This window comes from Bacillus sp. AP8, from assembly GCF_000321185.1.
Taxonomy (GTDB): Bacteria; Bacillota; Bacilli; order Bacillales; family DSM-1321; genus Bacillus_AD; species Bacillus_AD massilioanorexius.
Genome location: NZ_CAPG01000047.1, coordinates 1 through 20,307 on the forward strand (window position 1 = coordinate 1; position 20,307 = coordinate 20,307).

Below are 20,307 nucleotides of genomic sequence, written 5' to 3' on the forward strand. Positions count from 1 at the left end.
ATAATGCCTTTTATCTCATTAAAAGGCATTATGCTTTTTTGTACTTTATTATCTAATTTTATCGTTTTTGATTAGCTTTTCAACTTTAGAAGGCTTCCACCCTTCACCATCGACCCATTCAATATATACTCTAAAGGTTGCACTTTTATCCTTTGGTGATACTGTACCAATAGCTTTATTAGGCGCTCCTCCATTTCCAATCCACCATACAGATAAATTGTTTTCATCTATTCCTGCACCGTACGCTAACGCCCTCTCCATTTCTTTCCAATCTGTTGAATTTGAATTATAGTTAGTAGTGTGTTCTCCTGTTTGCTCAGTTCCCACAGGCTTCCAATCCTGATTAGTATAAGTTTGTTCAACATTTGAGTCGCCACTATTTTCAATAACAGTTGGTTCCCCTAAAGACTCATCCTTATCATCTTCTCCATCTTCATTTGGAGTCTCTTCTTCCTCATCCTCAACATCCGTATTATCATTGTGCTCTTCTTGTTTTGATTCATGATTCACAGATTCTTCTTTATTTCCTTTTTCTTTATTTTGCTCGGATGTTTTTGGTTCTGAAGATGCAGAATTATCATCATCTTTACCAAGGAAAATCGATGCGCCCACGATAAGAATGGCCACAATTACAACCGTTAACAAAATGTTATATATGGTATTTGCTTTTCTTTTCTTCCCAATTTTCTCAGAACGTGTCGAAATTCTTGAGGGTTTTTCTTCACTCATATATATCACCCCATTTTTTTAATTCAGCTTCTATTGTAACATGCTCTCATTCTTATTTAATAGCAAATATATCTTTTCCATTAATCCATATCCATCGTTACTACTTTTAACGATATGCATCTAGATATCTTTTCACCCTACTAAAGTACCATTGTTTTAATGCACTGAATTTATTAAAAAACAACAATCTTTCAGAAAACATCCAATACCAATCATTCATTTTCTTTATTTTCCATTTCGTAGACCGTTTCAACTATTTTTTTCATAACAGTTGTTGCACTTTTTTCACTAGTATCAGCATCTAAACGAACAACTGCTACCGCATATTTTGGTTTTTCTGCTGGGAAGTATCCAGCAAACCACATATTCCATTTACCTTCTTCTTTATTCGTTTGGGCAGTTCCAGTTTTTCCAGCAACATGAACAGGGAGTTGCTGAAGCATAGCAGCTGTTCCTTTTGTTTCTTGTACTACACCATTTAGTAATCGTTTCAATTCTTTAGCTGTTGCAGGAGTATGATTGTATCACCCTTAATATCCTGATTTTTAAAAACGGCTGCCGTAGTTCCATTTGCATATTCAATCGATGATACAGCTTTAACCAACTTTTTTTCTCCATTTCTTGCAATAGTAGCCATCATATTCGCTACTGCTAATGGTGTGGCCTGTACATTTTGTTGACCAATAGCTGTTTGTGCGATAAGTCTAGCATCTTTTTTATCCTCACTATCTTTTAACCATATTTGACCGTTTTCTTCTCCAAATAATTGCGTAACTGACGAATGAAAAATGTCGCCACTCCAACCTGATTTACCAACTAACTGCAGTTTTTTTGCATAGGCTTCTAGTAAATCAGGATCTTTATTAGAAAGATTAATGGCCAAATCACTGAACGTTTTATTACAACTTTGAGAAAAGCTATCATAGAAATTCAAATACCCTAATGGTCTATTTGTATTAAGTGTCCCATCAAACTGCCTATTACAGTTATATGACGTATTCGGATTCACCATTTGTTCCTCAATAGCGGCTGCTGATACAATCGTTTTAAAAACAGATCCTAGTGTAGCTTGTGTTAACATTAAGTTTTTAGCTCCCACTCCTTTATTCGGATCTTTTTGATCAATGCTCGGACGTGAAACGGATGCGCGAATTTCACTTGACTCTATATCTATAATTATGAATCCACCTTTTTTAATTCCATACTCTGATGAGTCTACAATGTCTTCAGCTGCCTGCTGTAGTTTTTTGTCAAGCGTAGTGATAACTCGTACAGGATATAGTTCGTTTCCCGGTGATAAATATTTTACATTAATCCCAAATAACGGTCCTCCAATCCCATCCACATGATAGACCAATCTCGATTCGCCCTCAGATAATAAATATGCGTCAAGCTGCTCCTGAAGACCTTTATCCCCTACCATTGTCATTGCCGGCAATTGGCGATCACCATATCGTTTCTTTTTGATATCAGCTGATCTTGTTAAGCCACCAATTAATTGCTCTGCTAAATGTTTTTTTAAGGGTAAAATTCGGTTTGTTGCAAACACACCAGGTATTTTTAATTCGTTAATGTCTTCCATCTGTCGTTCACTCAGAACAATCGCTTTATTATTCCTTTCAAATACAAAAGGTTCCTTTGCGTTAGCAAGAGTAGTTTTAATCTCAGATGAAGATACACCAATAATATCAGCAAGTTTCTCTATGGGCCACTTCATATTATCTAAAAATGGAAATAGGATAAGGGTAGCCACTTGTTCATGATCAATAGGTTCACCAGATTGATCATAAAACTTACCACGCCCATCATCTAGAGCAATACTTTGAACTCGTTGATTTACACTTTCTTCAATTAAATTAATTTGATGATTTGAATAGGATTCTGTGCTCACTAGCTGAATTTGTACTAACCTAGCTAATAGCAAACAAAATATCAATAAAAAACCACTAGCTACGACAATTGCTCGATTTTTTTTCAGCATAAAAAAACACCTCATCTTTCATTCTCGACGAGGTGTTTGCATTTAAAACCTATATTTATTTAACCGAAACGATTTTAACGTTCATTTCACCAGCAGGAGTTTGTACAGTCACTTCTTCTCCAACTACTTTACCCAATAAACTACGCGCAATAGGTGAATCGTTTGAAATTTTTCCTTCAAAAGGATCTGCTTCAGCGCTACCAACAATCGTATAAGTTTCTTCGTCTCCATTTGGAAGTTCTACAAATGTAACCGATTTCCCAAGTGATACTTCGTCAGAATTAACTTCGCTTTCCTCTATGATTTTTGCATTGCGAATCATATTTTCAATTGTAGTAATACGTCCTTCTACGAAAGCTTGTTCTTCTTTTGCTGAATCATATTCAGAGTTCTCTGATAAATCACCAAAACTGCGTGCAATTTTAATACGTTCTACAACTTCTTTACGTTTTACTGATTTTAAATTTTCAAGTTCTTTTTCTAACTTGAGTTTTCCTTCTTTTGTCATTGGATAGACTTTTTCAATTGCCAAGACCCTTCACTCCTTCTACGGATTCCTTTGAGCTATTTGCTCTTTTTCTGTAAATTATGTAAAAATACATAATTGCGCGTCCTTTTGAAAAGGGCGCGCATTTTACTCATGATAAAAATGATAGTAAATACTTTTTAGCAATCACCATTACCAAAATAATCCATTAGTTAATATATACATTATACAAGTCATGTTATTACAAAATTGTCTTTTGTTCAAGGATTGTTTTTATTTTCGTTACCATTAAATCGATTGCGACATAATTATGACCACCTTCAGGTATGATTATGTCAGCGTATCTTTTTGTCGGTTCAATAAATTGATTATGCATCGGACGTACAACAGAAACATATTGATCAATCACTGATTCAATCGTACGACCTCTTTCTTGAATATCTCTTTGTAATCGACGTAAAATGCGAATATCCGCATCCGTATCTACAAACAATTTCATATCCATCAAATCACGGAGTCTTTCATCTTCAAGAATAAGAATACCTTCTAAGATAATAACGTCTTTTGGCTCAACTTCGATCACATCATTAGAACGAGTGTGTAGAGCATAATCATACACAGGTTTTTCAATACTTTCGTAATTCAACAGTTTGTTAATATGCTCAATCAATAAATCATTATCAAACGCTAACGGATGATCATAATTTGTTTTAAGTCTTTCTTCGAAAGGAAGATGACTTTGATCCTTATAATAATAATCTTGCTCTAGCATTAAGATTGAACGTCCTTCAAAGCTTTTGATAATAGATTTAGTTACACTCGTTTTCCCTGAGCCCGAACCTCCTGCAACTCCTATAACGATGGGTTTTTTACTCATTTACTATTTAGAGCTCCTTTCGCATCATATTGAACGGATAAACTGGTTTTGTCATCTTAAATTTCACAATTTGAAGTGGATGACGAGCAGCATCTAGTTCAATTCCTTTTTCATCCCAGATTTTATCAATTATATAAGTGAAGTTCTCAATTTCCGGTCCGAAAAACTCTACCTCATCGCCAGGTTTGAAATAATTTCTTTGTTGAAGAGTAACCATTTCAGTTTCTTTGTCGTAATCTAAAACCATGCCAACAAAGTCAAAAGTTGTCTTTTTGCTATGGTTCCCAAACATTTGCTCCTTATACCCTGGTACGCCTTCAAAGAAAGCTGGAGCAGTATCCCTGTTTGCGCATTTATCTAATTCATCAAGCCATTCTTGTTTTACAACAAAATTCTCTGGATCCGCGCAATATGCATCAATTACTTTACGATACACACTTACTACTGTAGCAACGTAATGAATCGATTTCATTCGTCCTTCGACTTTTAAGCTATCGATACCTAATTCAATCATTTGTGGAATAGACTCAATTAGCTTTAAATCTTTTGGACTCATTGCAAATGGTTCATCTTCTTCAGAAAATAGAGCTTTTTCCCCTTCAGCATTATTTTCATATAAACCATAATCCCAACGGCAAGACTGACAGCAACCTCCACGATTAGAATCGCGAGCTGTCATATGATTTGAAAGAGTACATCTCCCTGAATAGGCGATACACATTGCACCATGCACAAAAGTTTCAATTTCAATATCCACTTTTTCTTTCATTTCTCGAATATCCTCAGCACTAGCCTCACGAGCTAAAACAACTCGATGCATACCTGCTTCTTTCCAGAACTCTACTGCTTTCCAGTTCGAAAGTGATTGCTGTGTGCTTAAATGAACTTCTACATTTGGTGCAACACGTCTACATGTTTCGATGATAAACGGATCAGCAACAATGATTCCCGCTACACCTGCTTCTTGTAATCCTGCAAGATACTCTTCTAATCCATCCATATTTTCATTGTGGGCATAAATATTAGTTGTTACATAGATTTTCGCACCATACTGATTTGCAAATTCTACGCCTTCTTTCATTTCTTCAAAAGTGAAATTCCCAGCGTTGGAACGAAGACCGTATTCTTGTCCACCAATATAAACCGCATCTGCTCCATAACGAACAGCAATCTTTAATTTTTCTAAATTACCTGCTGGAGCTAGTAATTCAGGTTTCTTCACAATTACTCGTTTTCCATCAATAATCTCTGAGATTTTGTTGTTAGTAATAGCTTTCAAGGCTATTCCTCCAATTCATTTATTCTTTAATAAACCGTTTCTTTAAAGAAAAATCCTGTATCTAAAGAACGATTAGCTGGTTGTATTGCTTCTATTTCATTTAATAATTGTTCTTTAACTTCATCATATCGATCGACATCTTCAACACAAAGATCGATTGCCTTACGGTATAACTTTGTAACAGCAACTAAATATTCTTGGCTCTTCAAGATACCATCGATTTTAAAACTATCAACGCCTGTTTCAATCATTTCCTGAAGTTCATCTATGATACATATATCATTCGGGCTCATGATATGAGTGCCGTTAAAGTCTTCAAATATCGGGTATTTATTATTTCTTTCTTCATCATGTAAAAACATATTTCGCTTTTTCTCACTATTTTCGACTTTCAGTGATTTACCTTGATACTCGAAATAATTTCCTATTAATGTACGACGAGATTGAAACATACAAGTCATGCCATGAACTTGTACTTCTAGTTCTACCTTAGCATGCTCTGTCATTTCCACAATTGCATCCATATTAATTTCACGAGCTAAAACAGCTCGCTTAGCACCTTTTGTTCCCCAATAATTACATGTAAACCAATTTGTAGCAGTTGTTTCGGTATTCCAATGTAATTTCATTTCTGGAGCCACTTCTCTAGCGACCATTAATACAGCTGGATCACCAAAAATAATAGCGTCTGCATTCACTTCTTTAAGAAAACGTACATAATCAGGCAATTCATCCACTAAATTATTATGAAAAATAGCATTCATCGCTACATATACCTTTTTACCATGCTGATGAGCAATCTCAATTGCGTTCTTTACCTCATCACGAGAAAATTCCCCTGCAAGACGAAGACCATAACGCTGTTCTCCTACAACGAATGCGTCTGCACCGGCTTCAATCAACGGTAAAATATCTTGAACACTTGTTGGAGTAACGAGTAGTTCTGGTGTTTTCATTTCCTTCACCTCATTTATTTTTCTTTTTAGAAATAGCCATACCATCCCCAATAGGTAAGATTACTGTATGATAATCTGGATGTTCCATTACCCAGCTATTAAAATGTTTAATTTTTCGCACCAGAGCTCTTGCTCTTCTATGACCAATCGATTCTTCCGGTGCTATTACTTTCTCTTTGAATAGCACATTATCTGAAATAATGATACCTTCAGGCGAAAGAAATGGTTCAAACAGCTCGAAAAATTTTATATACTGGCCTTTTGCTGCGTCAATGAAAATGGCATCAAAAGGAGCAAATTTCTTTACTTCATCCGCTAATTCCAAAGCATCTCCTTCTAAAAGAGTTATATGACTCTCTTTTCCTGCCTCTTTTATAAAGGACCTAGCAGCTTTAATTCTTTCTGGGTGGCGTTCTAAAGTAACAATTCTAGCTTCAGGCAAAGCATCAGACATTCTTAAAGATGAATATCCAATTGCACTCCCCACTTCTAATATGGAAGTAGGACGATGAAGTCTTAAAAATTGTAAAAGAGCTTCCATCCCAATAATCTCCATTATCGGAACGTGATTTTCATGAGCATATTCTTCCATCTTGCTGAAAAATTCATTTCTAGAAGGTGTTAAATCGACAAGATACTCATTGATTTTTTGATTCATTCTTACAACTCCTTATAAGAAAAGCGCAAGCGCCTTGTTCAATCCCAAACATCAAAAGGCAAATCCTTTCTAGCAGCCCACTCTTTTGACCTAAGAAGGATGAACTTTTGACCTTGAAGAGGGCTTTCAGGCGCTAGAACTAGACGATAAACCAAGCGCAAAGCTGTTAATGCACAGCCTCTTCACAAGTTGGAAACAACAACACTTAGCTGTCTTATCTCTTTGAAAAACCTCGGCATTATGCCGAGGAAAAAAGTAGTTTTGCCTTATTTTCATACAAACTTTTACTATTGTAACATAATCACACAGTCAAAGTGAAATAGTCTTAACCATTCATTATTTGTTAGTAATATGTTCAGCTACCAATTTATTATGCTCTTCTAATGTTTTAGAGAAGAACGTTTCGCCTTCTTTGTTTGCTACAAAAAATAAATAATCTGTTTCGTCAGGTGATAAAGCGGCTTCTATAGAAGTAATACCTGCATTTGAAATCGGCCCAGGTGTTAAACCTGTATTCATATACGTATTATATGGATCATCAATCTTTAGATCTTTATAGTAGGTCCTTTTTATATGTTCGCCCTTGGCATAAGCAATAGTTGGATCTGTTTGCAATGGCATATTAATTTTCAAGCGATTATAAAATACTGAAGCAATTTGACCACGATCTGTTTTTCCCGTTGCTTCTTCTTCAATTAATGAAGCCATTGTTAACAATTTATGAACCGTGAATTTCTTCTCTTCCATTTGCTCTTTATATGGTTCGAGAACTTTTGATGTTTTGTCTAGCATGTCCTCCACGATTGACTCTAATGTTGGATTTTCTTCATAAAACTCATAAGTAGCAGGATATAAATAACCTTCCAAAGGATATTTAATGTTAGCACCATTAATTTCTGATGTTAATAATTCAGGGTATTTTTCTTGCATACTTGCCACAAATTCTTTACTATTTAACTTTTCAAAAATGACTTTTTCATCTTGAGATGTCTTATCAGCTATAATTTTAGCTATTTCTTTTAATTGCATACCTTCAGGAATAGTCATCTTAAATACTGCTTCCTGCATAAGCTTACCAGTCTGAATGGTCTTAATAATCTCATCTAAAGTCATAGACTGTGACAATTCATATTTACCGGCTTGAAAATTCGACTCATTCCGAAACTTAATATAATATTTAAATACTTTTGCATTTTTTATAATATTATTTTCAGCGAGAATATTTGAAATAGATGTTGTAGAAGAGCCAATAGGAATTTCTACTGTTCGTAGCTCTTTATTATCAGGATCAACAGGTTTTAGAGCAGATTGAACATAGAAGTAAGCTCCAACTCCTGTTAATAAAAATACAACTAAGATTGATATAGCTATAATAAAAACAATTTTCCTTACTGTTTTGGCTTCATTTTGCCTTTCAGCAAGGTTTTTGATCATTTCTTCTTTTTTTGAAGATTTATTTTCCGTCATTAACGTCCCCCCGAATTCTACAAAGACCGCATTTCTAGTTATACGTTATTCTTTTATACTTTTTTGAAAAACGGATTATCCTTCTTTTTACACACTACAAACAACATTATACTAAAAATGACACAAAATTACACAGCATTCCTCATTTTTTTCAAGTAAGATAAACTGTTATCGCTCTTGTCAGGTTATACTAAACCCATCTCTATCTATAAACGAATTCCTTCTATCTATCTCATGTATTAAGATTTTGTCCAAAAGAAAGCATTCGACATTTTCCGTAAAAACATCTGCTATACCGCTGTAGCGATCAGCTATTAATTGAAAAGAATGTTGCCTATGAACAAATAAATAATATAAGCTCAATTACATTCCGCTTCAGGATGCTCGCGCTCGAAATCATCCTTTTTTATCTAATGAACTTTATAAAAAATAACAAACATTTAAAAAATCGCATAAAAAAAGCTTCGCTATCTTTAGCGAAGCTTTTTTCAACATTCTATTCTTCGTCTTCTTGCTCAGAAACGAAAGTATTATACATTTCCTCAATTAAATCCCATTCTTCTTCAGTTTCAATTGGCATTAACTCGCCTTCACTATCATCATCAGCAGGTACATAAGCATATGCGTGTACTAAAACTTCTCCGTTTTCATCTTCTTCCCCTACTGGATAACATAATACATAGTCTTTATTGAATTCATCAGAGTGAAAATTAAACATAATCTCACAAAGCTGTTCATTTCCATTTTCATCTACGATTGTAATATGTTCATTCATCATTCCGGACACCTCATAATTTTTAGTTTTGACTATCTAAATAGCCTTGTAATATCATCACTGCAGCCATCTTATCGATTACTTTCTTACGTTTACCACGGCTTACATCTGCTTCCAGTAATACTCTTTCCGCAGCCATCGTTGTTAAACGCTCGTCCCATAGAACAACAGGTATTTTAAACTTTCTCTCGAAGTTTTTTGCGAATTCTTGGCAAATTTCTCCTCGAGGTCCAATGGTACCATTCATATTCTTAGGTAAACCCACAACTGCCTTTGTAACCTCATATTCATTAATAAGCTCTTTCAATCTTTTATATCCAAAATCTTGAATTTGTTCATTAATCTTAATTGTTTCAATGCCTTGAGCCGTCCAACCCATTGCATCACTAATTGCTACTCCAATTGTTTTGGACCCAACGTCCAAACCTATACAACGCATTTACTTGTCACCACGATTATGTTTTAAATAAGATTTAACTAGTTCTTCAATAATCTCATCTCGTTCAAGCTTTCGGATTATGTTTCTAGCGTCTTGATGTCTAGGAATATAAGCAGGATCACCAGATAATAAGTATCCTACAATTTGATTTATAGGATTATAACCTTTTTCTTGTAATGCATTATAAACAGTCATCAAAACTTCTTGAACATCTCTTTCAAATGGTTCTTCTTGAAAATTAAATTGCATCGTTTTATCGAAGGAACTCATTTGGACACCTCGCTTCTTGAATTCTCCCTTGAAGAACTCATAAGATTATTACATTTATTGTACAACAATAACATACTTATTTAAATTGATTTTACCCATTCATCAACAAAATTAAGCGAAGTATCTACTTCATTTGGATTTTTACCACCAGCTTGAGCCATATCAGGACGGCCTCCGCCGCCTCCACCACAACGTGTAGCTACTTCTTTAATTAATTTACCTGCATGGTATCCTTTTGGAATTAAATCATTTGTTACCGCAGCGATAATATTTACTTTTTCACCTTGAACAGCTGCAAGAACAATTACACCTGATTCCATTTTTTGTTTCAGCTCATCAGCCATTGTACGTAAATTATTCATATCAGAAGCTTGTACTTTAGCAGCTAAAACTTTCACGCCGTTCACTTCTTTAACAGAAGAAATTAAGTTACCTGCTTCAATATTACCTAATTTTGCTTTTAAAGAATCATTTTCACGCTGTAACTCTTTTAATTCGCCTAGTAATGTTTCTACGCGAGCTGGTACATCTTTAAGATTTGTTTTTAATTCTGTAGCTGTTTCTTTTAGTAGATTTAATTGATCGTTTAATTGTTTGTATGCTGCTGCACCCGTTACAGCTTCAATACGTCTTGTTCCTGCGCCAATTCCACTTTCAGAAACGATTTTAAATAGTCCAATTGTAGCTGTATTATCAACATGACATCCACCACACAACTCAATTGAATAATCACCAACAGAAACAACGCGAACTACTTTACCATACTTTTCACCGAATAACGCCATAGCACCCATCGCTTTAGCTTCTTCAATGTTTTTACTATGAATATTAACCGGTATACTAGCCCAGATTTTTTCATTAACAATTTGCTCGATTTGTTCAAGCTCTTCTGGTTTAATTTGACCAAAATGAGAGAAGTCAAAGCGAAGTCGATCTTTTTGAACAAGAGATCCCGCTTGGTTTACATGCTCTCCTAAAGTATCTTTTAATGCACGGTGAAGCAAATGTGTTGCAGTATGATTTTTGGTAATCGCACCACGATTGTTTTTATCTACTACCGCTACAATTTCAGCACCATCTTCTAAAATACCACTTTCAATTTTCACACGGTGAAGATTTTGGCCATTCGGTGCTTTTTGAACATCTAAAACTATAGCTTTCACATTTTCATTAGAAATAATACCTTGGTCAGCGATTTGTCCACCACTTTCAGCATAGAAAGGTGTTTCTGATAAAATGACCTGCACTTCTTCTCCCTCAGACGCTGAGTCGAATTTCTCACCATTTTTTACAATTGCCAATACTTTTCCATTAGCTTCTAATTGAGTATAACCAACAAATGTACTTTCGTCTTTAATTTCCCCTAATACGCCACCTTGAACTTGCATCGAATCAACATCTTGACGAGCAGCACGAGCTCTTTCTCTTTGTTCTTCCATTTCCTTTTCAAAACCGTCATGGTCAACAGTCATGCCTTTTTCTTCTGCATATTCCTCTGTTAATTCCACTGGGAATCCGTATGTGTCATATAATCGGAATACATCTTTACCAGAAATAACTTTACTTCCTTCTGCTAATTCCTTTTTCATGACATCGCCAAGAATTTGAAGACCATCATGTAACGTTTCATGGAATCGTTCTTCTTCATTTTTAACCACTTTAGCGATAAAATCTTTTTTCTCTAAAACTTCTGGATAGAAGTCCTTCATAATTTCCCCAACAACAGGAACAAGCTCATACATAAATGGCTTATGAATACCAATATGTTTAGCATAACGAACTGCACGACGTAAAAGTCTTCTTAGTACATAACCACGACCCTCGTTTGAAGGAAGTGCACCATCACCAACAGCAAATGTTACAGTTCGGATATGGTCAGCGATTACTTTAAAAGCAGTATCCGCTTCTGCATTTTCACGATATTTCGTTCCTGAGATTTCTTCAGTAGCATGAATAATTGGCATAAACAAATCTGTGTCAAAGTTTGTTGGAACATTTTGTACAACCGATGCCATACGCTCAAGCCCCATACCAGTATCAATGTTTTTCTTAGGCAGTGGCGTATATGTACCATCCGGATTATGGTTAAATTGTGAGAATACCAAATTCCATACTTCTAAATGGCGTTCATTTTCTCCACCAGGATATAATTCTGGATCATTAGGGTCATCACCATATTCTGGTCCACGGTCATAGAAAATTTCTGTATTTGGACCACTTGGACCTTCTCCAATATCCCAGAAATTTTCCTCTAGACGAATAATGCGTTCTGATGGAATGCCGATTTTTTTATTCCAGATTTCAAAAGCTTCATCATCTTCAGGGTGAATAGTTACTGCTAATTTTTCTGGATCAAATCCAATCCATTTTTTATCAGTAAGGAATTCCCAAGCCCATGTGATAGCTTCTTCTTTGAAATAGTCACCAATTGAAAAGTTACCAAGCATTTCAAAGAAAGTATGATGTCTAGCTGTTTTTCCTACATTTTCAATGTCATTTGTACGAATAGATTTTTGAGCATTTGTAATACGAGGATTTGCAGGGATAACGCGTCCATCGAAGTACTTTTTCAGTGTAGCTACACCTGAATTAACCCAAAGAAGTGTTGGATCTTCATGTGGAACTAGAGAAGCACTAGGCTCTACATTATGTCCTTTTTCCTTAAAAAAATCTAAATACATTTGGCGAATTTGAGCACCTGTTAAATATTTCATATATAAACCTCCTTAAAATTACGCACAAAAAAACTCTCATCCCTAAAAGGGACGAGAGAAACTCGCGGTACCACCCTAATTATGAACCAAGTACGATTTATATTGGTCTTAATTCATCACTTTAGATGCCTTAACGCGGCAAACGGTAGGGATTAGCTACACTCCAGACTAGCTTTCTGTTATCCTTCACCTAGAATTTCTTTCAGCCTACGGAAATTCCTCTCTTATATCCTTACTTATGGATTCAGATGGTCTATAACATACTCGATCCTTCAACGTTTTAAATTCATACTTCTATAAATGGATTATATGGAGAAGTTATTCATTTGTCAAATATAGAAAAAACTTCACTGGTCCTTTTTGGTCGATTCGTTATGTTTCTATAAATAGCATCATTCAAACGATTTGTCACCAATCAAAAAGAGTCATGCGAGAGCCCATAAGTTTGACAGCTTTAAATAGATTGAGTTTTAGCTATACGCTAACTCACTCTTGCACTCGCTGCTGTTCCTTCTTAAAATGAACTTTCGCATGCATAATAGCAACTTTTAAAATAGCTAATACCGGTACTGCAACAAGCATTCCAAGAATACCACCTATTTCTCCTCCCACAAACAACCCTAATATGATTATAAGAGGATGCATATGCAAGCTCTTTCCAACAATGAGAGGTGAAAGAATGTTTCCCTCTAAAAACTGTAATCCGAATATGATTACAGCAACCCAGATAACTTGCTTAGGGCTCGTTGCCATTGCAATAACAAGAGCTGGAATGGCACCGATAATAGGTCCAAAATACGGAATAACGTTTGTAATACCAATAATTAAACCCAACAATAATGAATACTTCACTTTCAAGAGCCACAATAATAGAGCCGATAAAGCACCGATAATAACGCACACAATAAGTTGCCCTCTTATATAACTACCTAGTGATTTTTCAACATCTCCTAAGAAGACTGTACTTTGATGACGCGCACTTAAAGGTGTAAGATTTTTGGCCGTTTCTTTTATTCGCTCCCAATCCTTCAACAAATAAAAAGCGATAACAGGAATTATCATGAACAATATGGCAAAATCAAATAACTTTATTAAATATCCTGTTATTTTCATTAACAAATCTTCTATTTTTCTTTCAAAAAAAAGAATAGCATCCTGAACTTTATCTTTATACTCAACAGGCCATTTCGATGTTTTACGATCAATTGAATCTAATATTCCTTGATATTTAGCAGTAAAAGTTGGGATTTGCTCCATTAAATCCTCTAATTCATTGATTACGATAGGGATGCCCTTATATAAGGCAAACCCAACACCTCCGAAAAACAGCAAATAAATGAATAATATACTGACACTTCTATATAAACCTTTCTTATAGAGAGTTTCTACGACAGGATGCAATAAATAGCTAATAAATGCAGCAATGACAAACGGTAATAAAGTTGTAAAAATAATATGTATGATAGGAAGCCAAATAGGTTTCATTTTAAAAAAGATAAAAACCACGAAAAAAATTAATAAGAGAAAACCAAGACGATAAAACCATTTCATATTCATTAGTACAAAACTCCACCTCCTTACATTATGTTTTGTAAGAACGTCATTTTCATACAATAAAGTGAAGCTCTTAGTTAATCCTTTTGTTTCTTCTACGTATATAAATTCATGATGTTCAAAATTATTATTTTGATATAATATTAAATATCTAAGTTTAGGAATATGAAAAATATAAAAAGCCAACAACTTTTGTTTTAGAATCATTTTTATAACACAAAATATCATGATGGGTTATTTCCGGTTTCAAAAATTCCTAGCTTTTGTCATGTTCAATCTGACAACCAAAGTTCAACATTGTCAATTCGAACCCAATTTAGTTCATCGAATAATTTGTAGGATTATCCTATCCCTCTATTCAAGATGCACTATATCTACTTTAAAAACATCAAATCTCGAAAGGGGTAATTATTATAATTAACGAAACAATTTCCAACAGACTAAAAAAATGGGTTGAAGAAAACCGTTCTCATATTGCACTAGGTGAGCCTGCACAATATATTCCTGCTCTTGCTGAACAAGACCCTAATCAATTAGGCATTTGTATTATGGACTATAATGGGGAATCCTATTTTGCTGGTGATATCGATTGCCACTTTACCTTACAAAGTATTTCAAAAATATTGAGCTTTATCGCAGTTTGTCATTATCATGGACTAAATCATGTCCTAAGTGTAGTAGATGTAGAGCCTACAGGAGAATCCTTCAACTCCATTATTCCATTTGAAATTCATCGTCCAGGTAAACCCTTCAATCCACTTATTAATGCCGGAGCAATCAAAGTATCATCCATATTGCCAGGAGATACAGTAGATGATAAATACGAGTATCTTATTTCCTTTTTAGCCCAATTTATCGACAAACGTTTAGAAATGGATGAAGTTATCTACCAGTCGGAATGGGAAACGGCCCACCGTAATCGTGCATTAGCTTATTATTTAAAGGAATCAAATCAACTAGATATTGATGTAGAGGAAGCATTAGGGATTTATATTCGCCAATGCTCTATCCAAATCAACTTAGAGGATCTCGCTAAAATTGGTTTAATTATTGCTTATGATGGATATGACCCAATTAAACAAAAACAAATTTTCTCAAAGGAAATAGCTCAAATAGCCAAAGTGTTAATGGTGACATGCGGAATGTATAATTCTTCTGGCAAGTTTGCTGCATTTGTTGGAGTACCAGCAAAAAGTGGTGTATCAGGCGGAATATTAGCAGCTGTACCTCCAAAATGGCATTCGGAGGAGGAAGTATTTAAAAAAGGCTGTGGAATTGCTGTTTTTTCTCCGGCTATAGATATTAGCGGAAATAGTGCAGCTGGAACGATGCTTCTCAAGCAAATATCCAAAGAATTAGATTTCAGCATATTTTAAAGTTTAAAATCATAATAAAAGAAGCTTCCTAATCGTTTTGTTAGGAAGCTTCTTTTTGTAAAGGCTATGTTAAACTCCATTATTGATAACGACTCCAGTCAACCATAAAGAATAACAGAGCCTAGTCAGAAATTAGAAAATGGTTTAGAAAAAAGAATTCATTTTTCTTTTCATTTTCTTCATAGTCTTTTTAGAAAATTTTTTTGAGCCCATTAAACTTGCAGTCATCATTCCTGCACCAAAGCTCATTAAGGAAGAAACTGACATCCTTCTCATCTTGTACACCTCTTCCATCTACCCGTTTTCAGGAAACTTAAAGGGGCAATTTATATTGCCAATACATCTGATTACTCACGTAAACAAATGTAATCGTTCCTTTTAAATCGTATAGCGGCGATCGTCTTCAGAAAACAAGTCATCTAATGAACTTAGACTTCCATCTTCTTCGACTTGATGAGTATGAATAACCCCTTTGCCAATAGACAATTCAATTAAGCAATTCCAACAGTAATATTGATTGACACCAATTTTGCCAATATCTTTACTTCCGCAATTTGGACACTTCATTAGTATTGACACCTCACTGAAAAAGTGTGAAATTTCAGCGGTATCTTTTCCTAATGATAGAGGTTTCAGCTTATTTTTTTCTACTCAATCTAAAGGGGAGAAGAAAACCTCGAAAATTTCATCTGGTATGAGTGTGCCCAAATCAAAGCAGAAATATACTTCATTATTCTGAATCCTTCTCCTTGAACATTGATCTTTATTGGTAATTGCTCGCTGATTTTGAAGAGAATATACCTAAATCATGATTCAAATAAGAATTAGAATAACAAGAATCGCTTAAAAGATGTCTAGACAAAGGGGCTAGCTTCTTGATTGTGTAAAGCAAGAAGCATTAATAAAGTTGGCTATAAGTTGATAGGAAACAATACTAAAAGTATCGAATCATTATCATCTATAACCACTTTAAAACTTGTTCGAAAGGACACCCAACCTATTCGAACATTAATAGTATGGTTTTAAATTCGTTTATCATTAGCTGTAAGATTTTCATAATGAATAAATATTTCCCATTTTATGAATAACTCTCTTCCTATCCAAACACAAATAAATACTTATTTACATTAAATTCACTTTTTATACATTTTTTGTATATAAAATCAACGAAAACAAGTTAATATAGAGGTGTACGATTATACGTTTTATAGGGGGAATTTATTTGAATAAAAAGGTCATCTTTTTTGAAGTACAAGGTGGAAATGACAAGGAAGCTGATGGCTATAGAAAAGATACGATGCCGATGGTAACAGCATTACATAATAGAGGCTGGCAGGCTGAAGTAGTATTTTTCAGTATTGAAAACAGAGAACAAATTTATAAATATGTAAAAGAACACGCAATTGCTTATGTCTCTAGAATTAATCCTGGAAACTTAAAGGAAGAATCAGAGTACTTCGACATGCTTCGTCAACTTTGTAAAGATGGCATTATCGGAATGCCTCATCCTGATGCTATGAAAACCTACGGTGCAAAAGATGCTCTCACTAAATTATCGGGCCTTCCTATAGTTCCGGCAGATACCTATGCTTATTACTCCATAGAGCACTTTAAAGAAAACTTTCCTAAAGCGCTAGTTCATAGCGAAAGAGTGCTCAAACAAAATAGAGGATCTGCAGGGGAAGGAATTTGGCGTGTAGAACTTTTGGATGTACTTTCAGCAAATGTGACCAGTGTCCCAGAAACAGCAAAAATAAAATGTACAGAGGCAAAAGATAATCATGTTGAAATATGGGAATTAGCTGCCTTTATGGATTTCTGTAATCAATATATTATTGGAGAGAACGGAATGCTCATTGATATGCCTTTTTTACCACGAATAAAAGAAGGGGAAATTCGATTATTCATGCTTCGAAATAAACCGATAAATGTAGTTCATAAAAAGCCAAAAGAGGAGAAAGATGCATTTAGTGCTACATTATTCTCAGGTGCACAATATAGATATGATTCCCCTAACGAATGGAAAGAATTGATCGAACAATTTTCAGATCAATTACCAGATATTATTTCTAAACTAGGGAATTTCGATTTACCTTTAATTTGGACAGCTGATTTTATTTTAGATTATGATGAACAAATGAATAACAAATATATTTTAGGTGAGATGAATTGTTCATGTGTTGGTTTTACTTCTCATTTGGAACTTGCTGAAAATATTGCAGATGAAATCATCGACATTATTGACTCGAAATCCTTCGCAAAATAAAAAGATATCCTTTACAGTAAGGATGGATAATTCTTTCGTTATACATCCTTACCCTATATAAAAAAGAGTACATCCCTGTACTCTTTTTAGCATTCTTCATTAGTTGGTTTTTTCATTCATGAAATCATAAGGAGTAATCCCTTCCATGCCAATCATTGGATCCGTACGTTCTAGCTCTAATAGATAAGAGACTACTGGATTGTCATGATTTTCATTATCCGAATCCTCCGTAACACTTACGTCTAAAGAAAAAACTTCTTTCAATTTTTTTACTAGTGTTGTGTTTCTTTCATGATCCTGCGTTCTTTCCACACCTATTCTAAGAGCTTCTTCTTCTCCACATAAAATTAAAAATTGCTTACTTCGAGTTATACCTGTATAAATAAGCTTTCTTCTTAGCATACGATAATAACTTTTAACTACTGGCATAATAACAATGGGAAATTCACTTCCCTGTGATTTATGAATAGAACAACAATAGGCATGTGTAATTTGTGTTAAGTCTTGCTTTGTATATTGAACCTCTATTCCATCAAAAGAAATATAAACAATATCTTGTTTTTCTGTATTTTCTTTAGCGAATGATATAGAAATAATTTCTCCCATATCTCCATTAAACACATTGCTTTCAGGCTGATTTACAAGCTGTAATACCTTATCACCAACCCGATAAATACTATCACCAAATGTAATTTCTCTTCTATTTCCATCGCTGTTCGGATTAAATATCTCTTGCATTAATTTGTTTAAGGCATCAATTCCTGCAGGACCTCGGTACATCGGAGCTAACACTTGAATATCTTTCGCTGTATACCCTTTTTTCTTTGCATTCGTCACTACTTGATCAACCACTTGCATAATTTGAGAAGTTGTACATGGAAAAAATGAACGGTCTTTTTGCTGAGCTGTAATATTAGCGGGTAAGCGCCCTTTTTTTATTTCATGTGCTAATTCAATAATAGAGGAACCATCCGCTTGTCGATATATACTTTCCAGTCTTATCGTTGGTACACATTGAGAATCTAATAAGTCCTTCAATACTTGCCCTGGACCAACAGATGGTAACTGATCTTCATCGCCAACTAATATAACCTGTACATGATCAGGCAACGCCTTTAATAATTGATGACCTAGCCATGTATCAACCATTGACATTTCATCGATAATGACGATTCGCCCTTCAATCGGATTTTCTTCATCATGGCTGAATCCTTCACTTCCATTCCATCCTAACAGCCTATGAATCGTTACAGCAGGTAGGCCAGTAGATTCAGTCATTCTTTTGGCTGCTCGACCTGTTGGAGCCGCCAAGACAAATGGAAATGGGTCCTGATCCTTGTATGCATGAACATCCATTGAGACGCCATGGAGCTCGCTATAAAGTTCCACTATTCCTTTTATCACCGTTGTCTTCCCTGTTCCTGGGCCACCGGTTAATATCATCATAGGGGACATTAACGCCGTCTGAATTCCTTCTTTTTGCGCAGGTGCATATTCAACTTGTAGTCTTTCCTCTAGTTCACCTAACGCTAGTAAAAATTCTGATTCTGGGAATGCATTACTATACTCTGTTTGTGCAAGAATACGTTGAATATTCGTTGCTATTCCTTTTTCAGAATAATACAAGGAAGGAGGATAAACCCTCTGATCTTCAATCACAACTTTACCTTCTTCAGCAAGTTGCAATAGTTGCGTAGAAATAGAAGTAAATTCGATTATATCTCGTTTATTACCTTCAAGAAGTTCTTGAACACTTTTTAACAACTGCTCTGCTTCTATGTATACATGACCTTCTTGTAAGCATTCCGTATCCAATGTAAATAAACAGCCCGCCTTAATACGATCAGCATGACTCCCACTAATACCTAATTGAAATCCTAGTTCATCAGCTCTTGCAAAACCAATTCCTTCGATATCTTCAACCAATTTATACGGATTGCTCTGTATAATACTAAGCGTATCTTGCTTATACACTTGATATATTTTCATTGAAAGCTGTGGCCCAAAACCATATTGATTTAACGCAATCATAACTTGTTCCAATCCTTGATGCTCAACAAGAGTATCATACAGACTCTTTGCTTTTTCTCCTGATAACTTAGGAACAGAGTCAAGTAATGAAGGATTCGCTAGAATCTTTGAAATTGCGTTATCCCCAATTGATTCAACAATACTTTCAGCCGTCTTTTTCCCAATGCCTTGGAATAATGTGCTTGATAAGTAACTGACGATACCATCCTTAGTTTGAGGAAGATCCTTTTGAAAGTGATCCACTGCAAATTGCTGACCGAATTTAGGATGTTCCTTTAATTTCCCATAGAAAATATATGTTTCATGTTCGTGTATAGGAGGAAAATAGCCAACAATAACCGCTTCTTTTTCATCATAAACAGCGTTTGTTTCATCGACTCGAATACGAACAACAGAATATAAATTTTGCTCATTATGAAATATTGTGACAATATGTCTCCCTTTCATA

General features: G+C 34.8%; 19 protein-coding genes. 2 read left to right on the plus strand and 17 right to left on the minus strand.

Annotated features, from left to right (window positions below; translation table 11 throughout):
* Positions 1 to 48: 48 nt before the first annotated feature.
* From BN349_RS12625 to BN349_RS12690, 14 genes are all read right to left on the minus strand, one after another.
* On the minus strand, positions 49 to 729 hold the full coding sequence (locus tag BN349_RS12625) for a YrrS family protein (RefSeq protein WP_019242685.1): 681 nt from the start codon (positions 727 to 729) through the stop codon (positions 49 to 51).
* Positions 730 to 941: 212 nt separating this feature from the next.
* Positions 942 to 1,223, minus strand: coding sequence for a penicillin-binding transpeptidase domain-containing protein (locus BN349_RS24910; protein WP_019242686.1), 282 nt, complete (start codon positions 1,221 to 1,223; stop codon positions 942 to 944).
* Positions 1,220 to 2,710, minus strand: a complete 1,491-nt coding sequence (locus BN349_RS23910; protein WP_019242687.1) for a penicillin-binding transpeptidase domain-containing protein — start codon at positions 2,708 to 2,710, stop codon at positions 1,220 to 1,222. Before BN349_RS23910 ends, BN349_RS24910 begins: the two co-directional genes overlap by 4 nt.
* A 55-nt stretch (positions 2,711 to 2,765) precedes the next feature.
* Positions 2,766 to 3,242 (minus strand): transcription elongation factor GreA, encoded by a 477-nt coding sequence (greA, locus tag BN349_RS12635; protein ID WP_019242688.1) that lies wholly within the window; start codon positions 3,240 to 3,242, stop codon positions 2,766 to 2,768.
* A gap of 196 nt (positions 3,243 to 3,438) precedes the next feature.
* Complete coding sequence (udk, locus tag BN349_RS12640; RefSeq protein WP_019242689.1) at positions 3,439 to 4,074, minus strand: uridine kinase; 636 nt, start codon at positions 4,072 to 4,074, stop codon at positions 3,439 to 3,441.
* Between the two features lie 7 nt (positions 4,075 to 4,081).
* On the minus strand, positions 4,082 to 5,344 hold the full coding sequence (locus BN349_RS12645) for a peptidase U32 family protein (protein ID WP_187370308.1): 1,263 nt from the start codon (positions 5,342 to 5,344) through the stop codon (positions 4,082 to 4,084).
* A 35-nt stretch (positions 5,345 to 5,379) separates the two neighbouring features.
* The gene (locus tag BN349_RS12650; RefSeq protein ID WP_019242691.1) at positions 5,380 to 6,309 is read right to left on the minus strand and encodes a peptidase U32 family protein; all 930 of its coding nucleotides are present in this window, start codon (positions 6,307 to 6,309) and stop codon (positions 5,380 to 5,382) included.
* A gap of 10 nt (positions 6,310 to 6,319) precedes the next feature.
* Positions 6,320 to 6,967 (minus strand): O-methyltransferase, encoded by a 648-nt coding sequence (locus BN349_RS12655; protein WP_019242692.1) that lies wholly within the window; start codon positions 6,965 to 6,967, stop codon positions 6,320 to 6,322.
* Positions 6,968 to 7,303: 336 nt separating this feature from the next.
* The gene (gene mltG, locus BN349_RS12665; RefSeq protein ID WP_019242694.1) at positions 7,304 to 8,434 is read right to left on the minus strand and encodes an endolytic transglycosylase MltG; all 1,131 of its coding nucleotides are present in this window, start codon (positions 8,432 to 8,434) and stop codon (positions 7,304 to 7,306) included.
* A 496-nt stretch (positions 8,435 to 8,930) separates the two neighbouring features.
* Complete coding sequence (locus BN349_RS12670; protein WP_019242695.1) at positions 8,931 to 9,212, minus strand: DUF1292 domain-containing protein; 282 nt, start codon at positions 9,210 to 9,212, stop codon at positions 8,931 to 8,933.
* Positions 9,213 to 9,231: 19 nt separating this feature from the next.
* Positions 9,232 to 9,648, minus strand: coding sequence for a Holliday junction resolvase RuvX (gene ruvX, locus BN349_RS12675; RefSeq protein WP_019242696.1), 417 nt, complete (start codon positions 9,646 to 9,648; stop codon positions 9,232 to 9,234).
* The gene (locus BN349_RS12680; RefSeq protein WP_019242697.1) at positions 9,649 to 9,918 is read right to left on the minus strand and encodes an IreB family regulatory phosphoprotein; all 270 of its coding nucleotides are present in this window, start codon (positions 9,916 to 9,918) and stop codon (positions 9,649 to 9,651) included. It abuts the gene before it with no gap.
* A gap of 80 nt (positions 9,919 to 9,998) precedes the next feature.
* Positions 9,999 to 12,632 (minus strand): alanine--tRNA ligase, encoded by a 2,634-nt coding sequence (gene alaS, locus BN349_RS12685; RefSeq protein ID WP_019242698.1) that lies wholly within the window; start codon positions 12,630 to 12,632, stop codon positions 9,999 to 10,001.
* Between the two features lie 486 nt (positions 12,633 to 13,118).
* Positions 13,119 to 14,189, minus strand: coding sequence for an AI-2E family transporter (locus BN349_RS12690; protein WP_019242699.1), 1,071 nt, complete (start codon positions 14,187 to 14,189; stop codon positions 13,119 to 13,121).
* 389 nt (positions 14,190 to 14,578) lie between these two features.
* On the opposite strand from BN349_RS12690, the gene BN349_RS12695 reads away from it, so the two are divergent.
* Complete coding sequence (locus BN349_RS12695; protein WP_051024247.1) at positions 14,579 to 15,562, plus strand: glutaminase; 984 nt, start codon at positions 14,579 to 14,581, stop codon at positions 15,560 to 15,562.
* A gap of 144 nt (positions 15,563 to 15,706) precedes the next feature.
* Here the strand turns inward: BN349_RS12695 and BN349_RS26655 are convergent, their stop codons facing one another.
* On the minus strand, positions 15,707 to 15,838 hold the full coding sequence (locus tag BN349_RS26655) for a hypothetical protein (RefSeq protein ID WP_019242701.1): 132 nt from the start codon (positions 15,836 to 15,838) through the stop codon (positions 15,707 to 15,709).
* A 102-nt stretch (positions 15,839 to 15,940) separates the two neighbouring features.
* Entirely contained in the window at positions 15,941 to 16,129 is a 189-nt protein-coding gene (locus BN349_RS12705) for a hypothetical protein (protein ID WP_019242702.1), read from the minus strand.
* Between the two features lie 655 nt (positions 16,130 to 16,784).
* Between BN349_RS12705 and BN349_RS12710 the strand changes: the two genes are divergently transcribed.
* Positions 16,785 to 17,828, plus strand: a complete 1,044-nt coding sequence (locus BN349_RS12710) for a Cj0069 family protein (RefSeq protein ID WP_019242703.1) — start codon at positions 16,785 to 16,787, stop codon at positions 17,826 to 17,828.
* Between the two features lie 99 nt (positions 17,829 to 17,927).
* Here BN349_RS12710 and recD2 read toward each other — a convergent pair whose 3' ends face one another.
* A complete protein-coding gene (gene recD2 / locus BN349_RS12715; protein ID WP_051024249.1) occupies positions 17,928 to 20,306 on the minus strand; it encodes an SF1B family DNA helicase RecD2 in 2,379 nt (792 codons plus the stop codon).
* Position 20,307: the final 1 nt, after the last annotated feature.